The 15,860-nt window shown below is 49.3% G+C and carries 9 protein-coding genes; 4 read left to right on the forward strand and 5 right to left on the reverse strand.

Annotated elements, in window-relative coordinates; translation table 11 throughout:
- Positions 1–220 precede the first annotated feature (220 nt).
- Complete coding sequence (locus OM416_RS24975; protein ID WP_264934125.1) at positions 221–1,519, reverse strand: aminotransferase class I/II-fold pyridoxal phosphate-dependent enzyme; 1,299 nt, start codon at positions 1,517–1,519, stop codon at positions 221–223.
- Positions 1,520–1,697: 178 nt separating this feature from the next.
- Complete coding sequence (locus OM416_RS24980) at positions 1,698–2,315, reverse strand: pyridoxamine 5'-phosphate oxidase family protein (RefSeq protein ID WP_264934127.1); 618 nt, start codon at positions 2,313–2,315, stop codon at positions 1,698–1,700.
- A gap of 156 nt (positions 2,316–2,471) precedes the next feature.
- On the opposite strand from OM416_RS24980, the gene OM416_RS24985 reads away from it, so the two are divergent.
- Together OM416_RS24985 and OM416_RS24990 are read left to right on the forward strand one after the other, a co-directional pair.
- On the forward strand, positions 2,472–3,929 hold the full coding sequence (locus OM416_RS24985; RefSeq protein WP_264934129.1) for a PLP-dependent aminotransferase family protein: 1,458 nt from the start codon (positions 2,472–2,474) through the stop codon (positions 3,927–3,929).
- Positions 3,930–4,107: 178 nt separating this feature from the next.
- The gene (locus tag OM416_RS24990; RefSeq protein ID WP_036605807.1) at positions 4,108–4,893 is read left to right on the forward strand and encodes an AraC family transcriptional regulator; all 786 of its coding nucleotides are present in this window, start codon (positions 4,108–4,110) and stop codon (positions 4,891–4,893) included.
- A 347-nt stretch (positions 4,894–5,240) separates the two neighbouring features.
- Here the strand turns inward: OM416_RS24990 and asd are convergent, their stop codons facing one another.
- Entirely contained in the window at positions 5,241–6,032 is a 792-nt protein-coding gene (gene asd, locus OM416_RS24995) for an archaetidylserine decarboxylase (protein WP_047841263.1), read from the reverse strand.
- Between the two features lie 85 nt (positions 6,033–6,117).
- Positions 6,118–7,248 carry a YheC/YheD family protein gene (locus tag OM416_RS25000; protein WP_264934134.1) on the reverse strand — a complete coding sequence of 377 codons (1,131 nt, stop codon included), beginning with the start codon at positions 7,246–7,248 and terminating at the stop codon, positions 6,118–6,120.
- Positions 7,249–7,601: 353 nt separating this feature from the next.
- On the opposite strand from OM416_RS25000, the gene OM416_RS25005 reads away from it, so the two are divergent.
- On the forward strand, positions 7,602–12,365 hold the full coding sequence (locus tag OM416_RS25005) for a WIAG-tail domain (protein ID WP_264934136.1): 4,764 nt from the start codon (positions 7,602–7,604) through the stop codon (positions 12,363–12,365).
- A gap of 173 nt (positions 12,366–12,538) precedes the next feature.
- Here the strand turns inward: OM416_RS25005 and OM416_RS25010 are convergent, their stop codons facing one another.
- A complete protein-coding gene (locus tag OM416_RS25010; RefSeq protein WP_264934138.1) occupies positions 12,539–14,104 on the reverse strand; it encodes a M4 family metallopeptidase in 1,566 nt (521 codons plus the stop codon).
- Positions 14,105–14,878: 774 nt separating this feature from the next.
- On the opposite strand from OM416_RS25010, the gene OM416_RS25015 reads away from it, so the two are divergent.
- On the forward strand, positions 14,879–15,838 hold the full coding sequence (locus OM416_RS25015) for a glycosyltransferase family 2 protein (protein WP_264934140.1): 960 nt from the start codon (positions 14,879–14,881) through the stop codon (positions 15,836–15,838).
- Positions 15,839–15,860: the final 22 nt, after the last annotated feature.

The raw sequence follows: 15,860 nt of genomic DNA on the forward strand, positions 1-15,860 counted from the left end.
ATCGTATATTATGTGCCTTGGGGGTAGGCTGATTGGGCCGATGCCCGGTAAAGCCAGAAATTGAAGCTTTTGGGCAGATGAAACACAAAAGAACCCTTTGTATATCCGGAGACATGAAACGTCGCCGTTATACAAAGGGTTCTTATATCATCCAGGGTACAGACATGATCCTGTGTCCCCTGATCTATTGAGGTTTTGTAAATTCGTTACAGTGTGTTATCTAGGTCGCCTGCAGATCCTGAACTCCACGATAGATGGTTTCATACAGATCTTCCAATCCAGATTCTTCAATACAGGAGAAGGCGATTCGCAGATCCGATTCACCCAGCGCGATGGTACCGACGCCGTATTGGTGCAGCAAATGGCTTCGAAGTTCTTCAGCACCAACTTTTTTCAGCTTCAGGCACATGAAGTAACCAGAGTTGAAGGGATAATAATCCCATGCATCTTCATACTTGCCACTATCGAGAATGGCCTTCACCTTGTTGGCACGGCCTTTCATAATCTCGAACTTCTCCTGTTTCTGTGCTTCAAACTCCGGTGCTTTGAGCGCATCCAATACAAAAGTCTGGGAAGGATGCGGGCCACTGGAGATGGTTGCCCGGATAATACCGAGTGTCTTCTGTTCCAATGCGTGCAGAACGGCTGCATCTTCATGGGCATACGTAATGAATCCAACGCGGAAGCCCCATACGAATTCTTCCTTGGTTGCACCATCCACTTTTACCGTCAATACACGTGGGTGAATGTTGGCAAGTTTGCCAAACAAGGACTCATGAATGGAATCTTCGAAGAACAGTCCGAAGTAGGCATCATCTGTTACAGCAACCACGTTAACGCCAGCTTCAGCTGCCTGAAGAATCGTGTTCACAATCGCATCTGCTTCTTCGGCCCCAGGCGTATAACCAGTAGGATTGTTCGGGAAGTTGAGCAGTACGATCGCTTTACCTTTGTCCTTCTGATCAAGCAGGGCTTGAAGCAAGCCTTCGCTGTTGAAGTTCAATTGATCATCGAACAGGGGATAATGAACCAACTGGCCATGACGACGAATTCCGAAGGTCAGCTCATAATTTTCCCAGTTTTTATCCGGATATATGACAGCGTCCCCTTCATCGGCGAACAGGTCGGCTACGATACTAAGTCCATGGGTTAATGCATTGGTTACAATCGGGTTACCGAACGTTTTACCTTCAAGCGAAGGTGTTTCCTTCAGCATCTTGTCTCTCCAGACGGTCCGCAATTCAGGCTTACCTGCAGGCGGAGCGTAAGGGTACAGATCTTTCGGCTGGAATGCAGAGAGCTTCTCCTGAATAACCGGAAGATGCATCGGCACACCGCCCTCCAGAGCGATACCAATCGTTGCATTATAGGTTTTGGCCAAACTTGCTGCTTCAGCAGATTGACTCAAGATACCTTCTTTAGGAAAATAAATTTCTTTGCCGAGCTGTGACAGCATGGAGTAGACGTGACTGCTGCCTGCCTGAATACTTTCGTTCAACTGTTCAGCCAGTGGATTCATTCTTTTCATCCTTCCAAGTCTTTGGGATTCAACTGCCTAACATTATAACACCTTGACATCCCCCCGTCACGGAAATTACGCAACATGACAGTTATATCGCTTTACCGCGTTGTTGCAGAGGGTTTTAAGGTGGGAATTAGCTGAATTTATCCTTGGATGAATCTACCGAAATGGATACTTATTGCTGATGAAATGGACAATATTTCCGCATCATCTCAGCGGTTTCGGCATCTCGTCCCTCATTGCGCTGTTCCAGTTGACCACTGATATGATCGAATCGTTCACTGGAGAGATTTTGTCCGAATTTAAACTTGGCACTGATTCGTTCTGGCACGATTCTTACAACGGCTACAGCTTTGAGGTTGCCTGTGTAACGCGAGTCATTAGCGTCAATGGGCACATACCCACCTTGCGGCTGGAGTTTCTCCATGAATCGTTGCAGCACTTTACCCTTGATGTCCAGATCCTTAACCGGTTCTGCCTGACCGAAGGCCATGACACTTTTGAAGAAAGAAGTCGCCGGACAAGCAAGCTCGGGATCACTGAAAAAGGATGGAATTAGGGAGAACTCTTCAGCCACCGTGAAACTGACCGACGAATCCTGCTTGATCTGTTTCATTTTCTCGCCGGCCAGACTGCCGTGGAAATAAAAGTGACCGTCCATATAAACGAAATTCAGCGGTGTAACCCGTGGTTGTCCATCCGGACTGACCGTTCCCAGAAACCCGAAGGAGCACTGATCCAGAAATGCGGTAATCTCCTGTTCTTCATCTACTGTGAATTCTTTCCGTCTCATGTGTATTCCCCCATCAATGAAATGTATAATAGAACGCCATATCTTATGGATAACCATAGTTCATACATTGACAATGAAATAGATCCAATTTACATTCACTTTAGTAGGCCAATTGGTCAGGGAACACGAATGAAAACGGATGAAGAGAGGTGCACGATGGAATTGTGGCTACCGATGGATACCTATGAGCTTCAGCATCGATACAAGTATGAGGCATTGTACCATGCGTTACGTGATGCCATTCATGCAGGCACACTGGAGGGAGGCACGAGGCTTCCTTCGACGCGCGAACTGGCAAGACAATATGAGATGTCACGTGGTTCGGTAGCTCAGGTATACGACATGCTGCTTGCGGATGGTTATGTCTATGCACATCGGGGAAGAGGTACGTTTGTCACGGAAACATTATCCACACAGGAAAATGGGAAACAGGAAGCCGTTCTCAAGCTGTCTGCCTGGGGTGAACGAGTACAGTTGTTGAATACGCAACATGATGTCCCGCGGGCCCAGATGCCTTCACCGAAGCCGTCCGTTATTAATTTCCAAATGCAGCGTATGCCTGCGGAACATTTCCCGCTGGCGGAGTGGAAGAGTGCACTCGCTGCTGTTCATCGCAGTGGTTGGAGAGAACCTAGCGGTGCAGCCGGGGATCCGGAGCTGCGTGAGGCCATCGCCTCCCATCTCAGATGGACACGTGGCATCCAGGCTGATGCATCACAGATTGTATTGTTCAGCGGTTCAATGCAAGGCATCACCCTGTTGTCCCAGCTGCTGATCGCAGAGGGAGCAGCGGTTGTATTGGAGAACCCGGGATATCCGGGCATTGCCCATGCGGTTAAGTCCTGTGGTGGGAACATCATCCCGGCAGATGTGGATACCGCGGGTATTATTCCTCAGCTTTGGGAGGCACAGACGTTATTTGTCACCCCTACCCGGCAGTTTCCAACAGGAGCCGTGCTGGGGTTGGACAGAAGACGTGCTTTGCTTGCGTGGGCCTCGAAGCGGAATGCGGTCATTATTGAAGATGATTACGACAGCGAATTCCGGTGGGGCGGAAGACCGATTGAACCCCTCAAAGTGCTTGATCGTGAACAACGTGTCATCTATGTTGGTTCATTCTCGCAAACGATGGTTGCTTCGTTCCGATTGGGCTACGCCGTCCTGCCACCTGGCCTGGTAGAACCTCTCCTTGCCGCCAAGGCGCTGTATGAACCGGTACCTCCGGCACTGCTGGAGCAGCGCGCACTGGCGAAGTTTATGACCAGAGGAGGTTACCTGAGGCACTTACGGAGGTTAACCCGTTTATACGGGGAACGGCATGATTTCTTTGTGCGAGAGATGCCGCTACAGTTGCCGGAGGCATTCACCATGCAGCTTGGTGATGCAGGACTGCATATCTACGCTACCTGGAATGGCGATGTGGACAGTTATCAGCAGTTTAAAAAGCTCGCTCAGGCGGATGGTATACTGTTCCGTGATGCAGAGCGATATCGGCTGACTTCAGGTCATCCGGCGGCCTGTTTTGCTTTTGCGCATCTGGAGAAAGAAGAGATAACAGAGGGAATCCGGCGAATGCGGCTAGCCTGGGAGAAGTGCACATTTTCGTTTCGGTGAATTCCGCTGTATAATGGGATAAGACATTTCGCTCCTGTAGGAGCAGAGATCATATATGAGCAAGTTGTATTTAATCATGCAACATACTGAAATACATATGGCCTTGATTGAAGAAGTGAGATTCAAATCAGAATGATGCCATATGCAGAGAGATTAACTATCAAGGGGGAGTGGCGACATGCTGCAGGCATCGCCGTCATCATTTGTTATTTTGCCCGCTGTCGCCAAAATTGTCTGTGAACCGGGCTGGAAGTGGCAGAAACGGGAAAAACCGATGCAAAACTATGATTTATTTTATGTATGGAGTGGTGAAGGAACGCTTGTACTGAATGACCAGTCGTATGAAGTTGGCAAGGGTAGTTGTTTTCTGTTCAGGCCAGGCGATCATCCTACTGCAACGCATAATAAGCAAAAACCATTGGTTCTGACGTATATTCATTTTGATGTGGACGTGCCTGTTGCTGATGTTCCGCAGTCTTATCGTGAAGTACAAGAGACCGTGGAATTTGAGCATTTGCTGGCACGTTATGTAAGACTGTTCTTATCGGATGTGTACGGGCGTGATGAAGAGAGTCGATTGATTCTAAAGCAGCTGATGATTCATTTGCTGCGCGCCGATACGGAAGAACCTGTGGAGAAAAAGGTAAGCAATCAGTTGTCCGATGTGATCCAGGAGGTCGCCAATTATGTGCGTCAGCATCCAGGGATTACGCATCGGGTGGAAGATCTGGCTGCACGGGCTGGCTTATCACCCCGATACTTCTCGATCAAGTTCAAGGAACTGGTTGGATCATCGGTACAATCTTATATTATCCGTATGCGTATTGAGCGGGCAGAACATCTGCTGGTACATACCGGCATGAATGTGACCGAGGTGGCGGATGCCTTGGGGTACCGGGATATTTTCTTCTTCAGTCGTCAGTTCAAGCAGTATACAGGCAAGAGTCCGTCCGAAATTCGTTAGAATTCTGGTTGGAAGAACATGACAACGTTTCAAGTCTGGAAACCAAGGGTAATTATCTAGCATTCCAGATGACCAAAAGGGGGAACTTGTGATGAACGGAAAACGTCGGGTCCGCAACCGGGGATGCTCTACGAAGGGATGCAATATTTTCCGGAACCGTCTGCGCCGCTTCAAACCGGCAGAGGACTTGCAAGATGTGTGGTTTTGAGGAGAACTCAGTAGACCAATAACGACGGAGCGAAGCTTCGTACTGCATGTATACATGGATGAATATGAATGCATAAAGAGGATGGTGCAATACCTGGTTACAGGTGCTGCGCCATCCTCTTTATTTGCGTATGAACTCATTAGTTCTTCGGTTTCAAACGGCCAAGCAATGCGCCCATTTTGACCGAATCGCCTGGCTGTAAGCCCGGGTTCGGTTCGAATGTGCCACTCTGCGTCAGCAGAACAACAGTGGAACCGAATTCAAAATAGGCCAGATCATCGCCTTGTGCCCAGGTACTTGTGTCCGTGTCCGCATATTGTATGCTACTCACGTTCATCGCACCTACTTTGACAACCGCCACTTCACCGTAATCGTGTGCGATATACGTGATGAGCCGTTCGTTTCGACTAAGCACGGATCTCATGTGTGTCAGGCCAAAGTCATTCACGGGATAAACTTTGCCTTTGATGTGCTCGCTCTCTATTTTGCGGCCGCTGACAGGTGCATGAATGCGGTGATAGTCGCGAGGGCTGAGATAGAGGACGAACCCGTAGCCGTGCTTGTACTTCTCCAGATGGGGAGAATGGTTTAATAATTCAGCAAGTGTATAATTTTGTCCCTTAACATTCAGGAGTGTCCCTGCAGATATCGGACCGGCTGCCGTAATCTTGGCATCGACCGGGCTGATCAGTGCATGCTCTGAAAGTTCCAACGGGCGCATGCCCGGTTTTAATTTGCGGGTAAAGAAATCGTTCAGTGAACGGTATTCCTTCCAATCTTTCTCGGCCTCCTGAACAGGGATGTCGTAGGTCCGGACAAAATAAGGGATAAATGCCTTACTTCCCCGGCTTTTGGAGAAGGCTCCCACAGTCCGGGAGATCCATTTGCGCGAAGAAAGCTCGGTCATTAATCGCAACAGCGTTTTTGCCATGAATATCCCCCTTAGGGTTAATGCGAACTTCAAGGCCGGCAAGACCGGCCGTTCTGCATAATATTGACACAGAATGCACACGAAATCAATATAGTCTCCTATCGTATGTCTGTGGTTGTCTCGGAATTCTCGAATTCTGCTCCAGCAAGAGGCGTCCATAAGCCATCGGTTTGCTGTACGTGGTCTTCCAGTGTTCCGACATGCCGGCTTTACGAAAACCGTAGCGCTGATCCCGTCCATTGCATTCAATAAAATAGATCTGGCCGCTGCGTGTTATTCCGAGATCAAGGCCCAGATCAGCCAGGTGTGGCAGACTGGCGGCTAGGTTCTGGGCAATTCGGAGTGCAACGAATCCGATCCTGTGCTCCAGTCGGGCCAGATCGAAGTCTGAATATACTGCTCCAAGCGCCTCCGCGAGCTTCATGACTTTACCGCCCTGGGCGATGTTGGTGACAAATGTATGATCAGGAGCCGCTTTGGCAAACATGCCTGTAATTCCCCACAGACCATCGCTACCACGCTGCACGGATACCCGCAGATCTACCGGTCTGCCCTCATAACGTACCAGCGGGATACGCTCTTCAATGAGGTAGGCATGGCGAAAGATACGCCGCAGAGTTGAGGAAGGAAGCTGTCCTTTGCTCAAGCGGAATGTAGCCCATCCTTTGCGTGCAGCCTTCGTTTCACAGGTCAGTTTCCACTGTCCATCTCGTTGAAAGATACGCATAATGCCATGACCAATACTGCCGCTGCAGGGTTTGATGACGAGGTCATCATAATGTTCCATCATATAAGCCAGAGATTCTGGCGTAGCTTTAACTGCATGGGGCAGGTGTTCTCTCAAGGCGAGGTCCTGATGAAGCATGTCATGAATATGATCTTTACGGTACCGGTTGCGAACGTTGAATACCTGAATACCCTGCAACATCAGCTTGGTGATCTGATGCTGTTCCGCCCGGCGAAGCTGAAGTGATCGGTTATGAATGACGGAGGGCAATGGCATGCGCTCGCGAACATATTTACCTTCTTTTTTTACATAGGCAAGACATGTTTTCCGATCCGAATCAATATCTTCCAGCCGCAAAAAGCAGGGAGTTAATCCATAACTGGCCGCTGCCTGTTCATAATTCGCGAGTGATTCCTGACCGGTCCTTCCGGCCGGTATCCCCCGGTACATGCGTGAATCGAACATAATGCCGATCGTTTCTTGGAGCATGACCGTTCCTCCTTCGATGTTATCGCGACCATGGATCGTCCATTCATGGAATGCCGGCCTGTCACCGCATAGCTCTGACATCGCGATAACGCAGACCGGTGTGTAGATGCATAGCCATGCACCAGTGTTTGATCAGACACAATATCCTATGACATGAATGGGACGGGGGCGTGGACAGCCGCCTTTCCACGACCACCCTGACACGCCTATTTCCACGAAGATCATCGAACATTCCTGTTTTGACACCTGTCCATCCGTGCACTGGAATCTGCAAAAGTCATAAATGAAGTGGCAGATGCCCATATGGAAGCATATGATGCCGGAGACGAACGTTAGAGGAAGGAGCAAGCTGCATGAGTAAAAATGGCAAAAAGAAGATCCTGACGCCGAAACTGCGGCATGTGAGCCCGAAATTCAAGGAATTGGAACTGACTGATCGACGAGTGGAACCAACAAAATCAGGGCTGATACCAAATAGGGGAGAAAGCCTGAATACAGATGTACCTGCGCCCAAGAGCACTCAAGAGTCGGCCGAAGTTTCTCCCGAAAGTACAGAAGTTCGTTCAGCGATGAAAGAGCCTGTGCAAGAGAAATTGGCTGACACCCCGAAGCCTGAACCTGTAGAGGCAGTGAATCAGGAAGTAAGTACTCCAGTGGTCGCGGAGAAAGAAATTCAGGTAAGCGGTATTGCTACACCTTCTCTGGAAGAGCAAGGTGGGGGGAAAAAGGAAACAAAGAGCAAGGATCGGCTGGAGATCCTGAATCAAAATCAGATGCCGGGTCATACCGGACACTACATCTACACGGATGATCTCAGTGAGTTCGCTGTTACGGAGAGTCGACTGGCTCCCTTCTCAGTGGATGCATCCAAGCTGAAGCCGGGGGCTGTCGGGAGTGAGGCGTTACAGGATTATGCAGTGACCAGCATCCATATTGCTGACGGTGCGGTTGTATCTGCGAAACTGGCAGAAGCATCTGTATCGGAAGAACATCTGATTGATGGCTCCGTGTCGGGTCACAAAATCCGGAATGCGTCCATTGGCGGGGATAAAATAAGGGATGGAAGCATCACTTCGCAGAAGCTCGGCAATCAAGTCATTGATTCCGCCAAAATTGCCGATGGTTCCATCAATACAAGGCATCTTAGCCGTCTGCTGGTTACCGAAGAATTGATCAAAAATCACGCGGTCACTGGCGATAAAATTGCCATCAGTGGTATTGAGACCCGCCACTTATCGGGTGGAGTGATTCATACATCAAAGCTGGCTGATGATGCGGTGACATCGGCCAAAATTCGTGAAGGTGCTGTGACGGGTAGCAAAATTGAAGAACAATCCATCGAGTCTCATCACATCCAGTCCGGTGCAGTGAAGCAGGCACATCTGGCGGAAGGGATTGTAGGGCGTTCCCAGCTGTCTGCCAACAGTATTGGGAGTGAGCAGATTGAGGACGGAGCAATCCAGACCAGACACATTGCCGAGAATTCATTAAGTGGAAGACATCTGGTGGATGGTTCTATCGGCTCCGCCCAGATTCGAGCGCTCGCTATAGGTAGCGAGCAGATTGGGCATGGAGAAATAAGCAGCGAGCATCTGTTGGACAATGCGGTCAACAGCAGCAAGCTGGCAGACCAGTCTGTCGGAACAGCAAAATTGCTGGAACAGGCTATTACGGCTTCCAAGATCGCCGACCAGAGCATCATTGCTTCCAAAATTGCAGATGAAGCCGTACAAGGGAAACATCTGGCAAAAGGGTCCATTCGTGCAGAGCACATCGCGAATCGGGGAATAACACCAGTACATGTGGACAATTCGGCCATTCACTCCATTCATATTGCCAGTGAAAGTATAGAGGCAACACATCTGTCAGCTGGAAGTGTGTCCGCTGAGGCTTTGGGCGAAGGTGTTGTGCTGGAGAAACACTTGGCCGAGTCAGCCGTAGGTACATTTGAATTGCAGGACGGAGCGGTAACAAGTGCGAAGCTCGCGGATACCAGTGTTACAGCCGAGAAGCTTGGGCCTGCCTCTGTCATCAGCAAGGCGCTGGCTCCGGGCAGTGTAAACTCATCTCATCTGGCGAATGGTGGTGTTACGGGTGCGCATCTGGCTCAAGGTAGTGTAGGTTCCGAGGCACTGAGACCTTATTCTGTGAAGTCCGAGCACCTTACGGAACACTCGGTGAGCACACCGCATCTTCAACCGGGCAGTGTTCATACGGAGGCGATGTCTCGCGGAGCAATCACCACGGATAAAATGGCCCCGGGCAGTGTAACCTCAGCCCAATTGGCTGGAGGGTCCATTTTCCCGCCACATCTGACGGACCATGCGGTTACCTCTCCGAAACTGTCACCGGAGAGCGTCTCCACTGACAAACTCGCCGATTCTGCAGTCACATCAGCCAAACTGGCCGACGGCAGTGTTACTACTTCAAAAATAATGGCCGAAAGTATCGTCGCCAAACATATTCCTGCCGGAACGATTCGTGGCTATCATCTGAAGCAACATGCCGTTTCTATGGAACATCTGGCAGATGAAATCCGGTCCCCGGAGTTATTTGCAGATGGCAGTATTACAGGCAACAAACTGCGGCAAGGTACCCTGTCTTCAGAGCATCTGGCGGCAGATTCGGTGTCTGGAGAGGAATTACAACATGGTGCGGTAAGTAGTGAACATCTTCAACCGGGTTCGGTCCATTCGCTTCATCTGGCTGGAGGAAGTGTAAAGGCGGATCATCTGGCTGCCCAGGTTGTGAACTCCCAGCATCTGAAAGTAGACATTATCCATGGAGATCATATTGTGGGGCAGGCAATTACCTCCCAACATTTGACGCCATCCTCTGTGCAAACGGATCATCTGGCACCTTTATCTGTGACTCAAGCACATCTGCAACCAGGTCTGATCAGTGGGTTGCATCTGCAGGCGGAGGCGCTGGGTGCAAATCATCTCCAGCAAGGGGCAGTACAATCCCGCCATATCCAGGATGGGGCAATTCTTCCTCACCATATCCAGGAACGGAGCATTGGTACTTCTCATCTGGAAGAAGAATCGGTGAGTACGATTATTTTGCAGGAAGAATCCGTGACCCGATCCAAACTGGCCACGGGTGGTGTGGACGGAACCAAAGTAGCTGCGGGTGCGATATCGAGCAGACACTTGGCATATGAAAGTGTACAGTCCATTCATATTGAAGAAGGAGCTATTCGTGGGGATCACATTCAAGAGGGAAGTATTGGTGCGCTTCACTTGGAAGAGGAAGCGGTAGGCACGACAAATCTACAAGATGGAGCAGTAACGGGTTCCAAACTGGCGGATGGCAGTGTGGATGGAGATAAATTAGTTGAGGGTGCGGTATCGGGTGTCCATCTCGCAGACGAAAGTGTGCAATCCGCTCATATTGAAGAAGGAGCCATTCGTGCGGATCACATCCAAGATGGAAGTATTGGTGGACTTCATCTGGAAGAAGAAGCGGTAGGCACGACAAATCTACAAGATGGAGCAGTAACGGGTTCCAAACTGGCAGATGGCAGTGTGGATGGGGATAAATTAGTTGAAGGTGCGGTATCAAGTGCTCATCTCGCTGGCGATAGTGTGCAATCGATTCATATCGAAGATGGCGCGATCAGTGCGGATCACATCCAAGAGGGAAGTGTTGGTGCGCGTCACTTGGAAGAGGATGCTGTAGGCACGGTTAACCTGCAAGATGGAGCAGTAACGGGTTCCAAATTGGCGGATGGCAGTGTGGATGGTAATAAACTGGCCACAGGCGCGATATCCTCTGTACATTTGGCTGACCGAGCGATCGATGGCAGCAAACTAGCCGAGCGTGGGGTATCTAGTAACCATATTGCATACGAAAGTGTACATTCCGCTCATATCCAAGACGGGGCCATTCGTGCGGATCACATCCAAGAGGGAAGTATTGGTGCGCTTCACTTGGAAGAGGATGCGGTAAGTACGGCTAACCTGCAAGATGAAGCTGTTACGGGTTCCAAACTGGCGGATGGCAGTGTGGATGGTAGTAAACTAGTCCCAAGCGCGATATCCTCTGAGCATTTGGCTGACCGTGTGATCGATGGCAGCAAATTAGCCGAGAGTGCGGTATCAAGTGCCCATCTCGCTGGTGAAAGTGTGCAATCGATTCATATCCAAGACGGGGCCATTCGTGCGGATCACATTCAAGAGGGAAGTATTGGTGCGCTTCATCTGGAAGAGGAAGCAGTAGGCACGGTTAACCTGCAAGAAGGAGCAGTTACAGGTTCGAAACTGGCTGACGGCAGTGTAGATGGAAGCAAATTGAGTGATCAAAGTATAACTTCCAGTCATTTGAATGCAGGCATTGTGGGTACGGCACATCTAAGTGAAGAGATCTGGAATGCTATTCGTCAGGTGAGTGCAGATACGCTGGAGCAACTGGCAGAGCTGAAAAGGCAGGAAGCAATGCTGGAGGTCCAGCAGCTCATGCAGACAGTAGGTCTGGACAATGAGGCACTGTTCGGACTGGATATCGGTAATGAGACAGCAACGAATGCCCTGGCTGGTTTACTTGAACTGCAGGATCAACAGACACAGTCTGAACTGGAAAATCAATATGATCAGCAAGAGCCGCAAGCTGGGGGTGAATTCTCTACAGGATGGACAGAAGATATCGCAGAATCTGTAACGGATGATAGCTCTCAATCCACTGGTAATTCAGTCGAGACGTCGCCAGTATCTGCTGTTCAGGTGGAGTATACACCGGAGCCTCAATCTATTACACAAGAGCATCTGTGTGATGATGCCGTGGGCAGCAACCAGTTGCAATCGGGTGCAGTTCAGGCCAAACATCTGGCCTTTCAGCCAGTTCGCAGCGTAAGCAAGCAACAGGTTGTTCAGCAATTCGGGATGGAAGCTTTTGTACTGCCAGAGAGTGAGGAGTGCACGGAGGTAACTGTTGTGTTTGAAGAGTCATTTGCTTCAGAACATTATGTGATTGTAGCCATGAGCAATGATCGGGGATTTCAGGTATCTCTTCTCTCGCAGAGTGAGGATGAAGCGGTGCTGGAAGTGTCACGTACTGCAGATTGCAAGCATACGTACGGATTGTTGTCATGGATTGCGTCAGGACCTTCGCAAGCATAATGCATTCTTATATAAAGAATAGACAAATGACAAAAGCGGTGCCCAGAGTTGTCCGGGACACCGCTTTTGCATGAGATAAGCTTGATCCGTTCGGACGGTGAGGGGTGTCTGAACGTTTCGTTACAATTTAAAATGAGTTCATTATAAGTTCAACGACATGAATTAAAGTAATTTTACAGGCCTACAGCTTGATACGCTTTGGTAATGGCTGTCGCTTCAGCGGAAGTTGCTCCGTACAGATCTTTGGCAGCTTGAATGGTAGCTGTCTTGGCAGCTGCAAATTTGGACGTTGGCGTCAGGTAGTTCACCAATGTGCTGTAGAAAATTTGGATCGCTTTATCCCGGCCGATTCCAGTAACCGTCACACCATTGTGTGTTCCGCCTTGAGCTGCAAGGAAATAGGCTTTGTTAATGATACCACTGTTGATATGCACACCACCGTTGTCCTGTGTACCTGTGTAACGATCACTGTATTTGTCAGGTTGACCATACAATGTAGGGTTGGACAGGGAGCGAAGCGCATCTCCTGGAATGTTAGGTGTGTAGATATCATCACCGAGCAGCCAGTTTTTGCTTTGGATCGTATTGCCGAAAATATCGGCAAAGGCTTCGTTGAGTGCACCTGGTTCATTGCGATATTCCAGATTGGCTGTGTACTCAATAACACCATGTGTCAATTCATGACCCACAACATCCAGATCACCAGACAGGGATCGGAACGTCGTTCCGTCTCCATCACCAAAGACAATCTGTGCCCCGTTCCAGAAGGCGTTATTGTAATTGGAGCCGTAATGCACAGTGGATCTGATCAACAATCCGTTACCATTAATGCCGTTACGGTTGAATTTGTTTTTGTAGAAATCATACGTGGCAGCAGCATAAGCATGAGCATCTACGCCTGCACGGTCGGTCCATACATTATCTGAATCCGTAAGCAGGGTACCTGGCAGCGAAGAGCCATTGTTCGCCGTGTACGTTTGGATGCCATTACCGCGAGTGGTATCTTTCAGTTGGAAGGTGCTGCCGGATTGGGTGGTTGTCAGGGTTTTGGTATCACCAAGCACACCCGTACCTGTTCCCGTGGCAAAGTTAATGAGGTCAAACTGGGATACGATACTGCCATCCACTGCGTTTACGAAATACTTAGTCCGTAAAGGGGCAGGTTCAAGCACGTTAACTTCCGTGATATAAACCAGATAAGTCTGACCATCTTCTTCATGATGATAGATGTTCAATTCAGCTTGAGGTGTGATTTCCGCTGCACCAAGCTCTCCAATCCGGGAGGTTGCTTCTTCGGTTGCAATGCGGATCGCGTCTTCTCCGCTGATCTCGGCTACACCATCATTCGGAATAGCTTGCTCTTCAATCGGTGGAAGATCGCCAAGCGCGGAACTCACGGCTCCGGTTTTGTCCAGGTGAATCGTCTGTTCTGCACCATAGACCGGGATACCTTTAATATACTGTTTCAAACGGAAGTGTCTTACGCCAGCCGTATCGGTGTTTCTTTTGACAATTTTGAGCTGGGATCTCACATCGGAATTCAGGAATTGTTCCTGTTGTCCAAGGTAATTGAAGATGGTGTCATCTGTTCCACTGTTCAATGGGATACCCTCCTCGGAGGCATAAGGGGCCTGAAGTGGAACGGATTGATCAGACACTGGAGCTGCAGTAGCAGAGGATACGGAAGCGAGCAAAAGAGCTCCTCCAAGAATTGTTGGCATAACTTTGGCAAATTTCATAGTAAACTCTCCATTCTCAAACTTATTTTTTTGGGAAAAATGAATCAATTTCATAATCATGCCAATCTCGGTTGGGATTCCGTCTGCAACTTGGGCAGCGCGGAGCGTGGGGCTAAACCTGAAGCGTGGAATGAGACAAGAAACGATTGGAACAAAATCGGCTGTGCCCTGGCTCGGGAAGTGTTCAACACAACCCAAAGGATTACCGTTTATTCAGTTCAGCCCGAAGGCTTAATCGTCCATTGTGTTCCTCTTTCAGAAGCCGGGGGTTGTCCAATTGCGCAGGAGAAGGTGTGTTCACGGAAAACTGGGTTGTTCATTCCGGGTTTACTTAAATGACAATGGCAATAACAGTGTGATTTGAACAGCATCACTCCTCTCAAGAACAGAATGTAATCAGCGAAACATGCTTTGCGAATGCCGTCATCAATAACTAACCTAAGGTCAATAAATAGTAAAAGGAGATATTTGGGAACTAATGTTCCTAACAAGGTTATTTTTGTAAATAAAACTGCTTGGATCGTATATTATCACAGTGTAAAACTTTGGAAAAGATGCAAATTTGGTTTTTTTCTAAAATTGTGTCTGAAGTAGGGGAGAGGAAGCGTTTTTCGCATATTTTGACGTATTTTGTCTAAAAGGAAGGCTTGTCCCCCCTGATTCGCAGAGAGAACCTGCTTGGTGCAAGGACATACGCCGTTTCCACTGCTCCACGAATACATAGAATAACGTGTACTCCCTTGGCATGCTCATGATTGAATGCGGGAGGTGAAAGTGTTGCGTAAAACCAGTACTAAAGCACGTTTTGCAACGCAATCGAAAGTGAGACGCGGAAAAACAGTGCTGAAGAAACGAGGTTTGAAGTCTGGACAGAAAAAGGGTACAAAGGCCTATATGTTCGTTATTCCACCCAAGCAGCAGATGCTACAGGCAAAGGATGGGACCAAGAATGAAGCCGAAAATGGCATAAGAGATACCTCTCCGCATGGGGACGATTCTCAGCGGCCTATGCTCTCTGTCATTATCCCTGCCATGAATGAGGAGAAAACAATTGGGGCCGTCGTTCGGGAAGCGCTGCGGATATGTCGTGACGCTGAAGTGCTTGTGGTTGTTAATGGTTCAACAGATGGTACAGCTAACGCAGCTAAACGTGCAGGGGCACGAGTACTCACTTATGCCGAAGCATTGGGGCATGATGGAGGACGAAAAGTAGGTGCAGCGGCGGCCCGCGGTCAGGTATTGCTGTTCACTGATGCAGATATTGCAATCCCTGCCGAGCACCTTGCACCTTATGTGCAAGCTGTGCTGAAGGGAACGGATGTGGCACTTAACGACTACCATGGACCGATAACTCGCAGCCCCATTCATCCGGTAGTGGAGGCCAAACACATGTTAAACAGCATACTCGCCAGATCTGATCTCCGAGGGGCTTCGATGACTGCTATTCCGCATGCATTAAGCCGTCATGGACTTGAGGTCATCGGAATAACATCACTGGAAGTTCCGCCGCTCGCACAAGCGAAAGCAGTGATTGGCGGACTCCGGGTACGCGCTGTTCATCACGTACCTGTGGGCAGATTGAATGCCGTTCGAATCAAGAAACGAAGCGGGCCTGATCCGCTCAGTCAAGTGGTGCTGAATGATCATCTGGCAGCAATCAGGTGGATTACGGACACGCTTGGTCCCCGCGGAGGCCACACCGATCTGCAACGTGTTCGCAGCCTGGCGAGGTAAGCATGTCGCATCGGATGATGCA

This window comes from Paenibacillus sp. LS1 (assembly GCF_026013365.1).
Lineage (GTDB): Bacteria > Bacillota > Bacilli > Paenibacillales > Paenibacillaceae > Paenibacillus.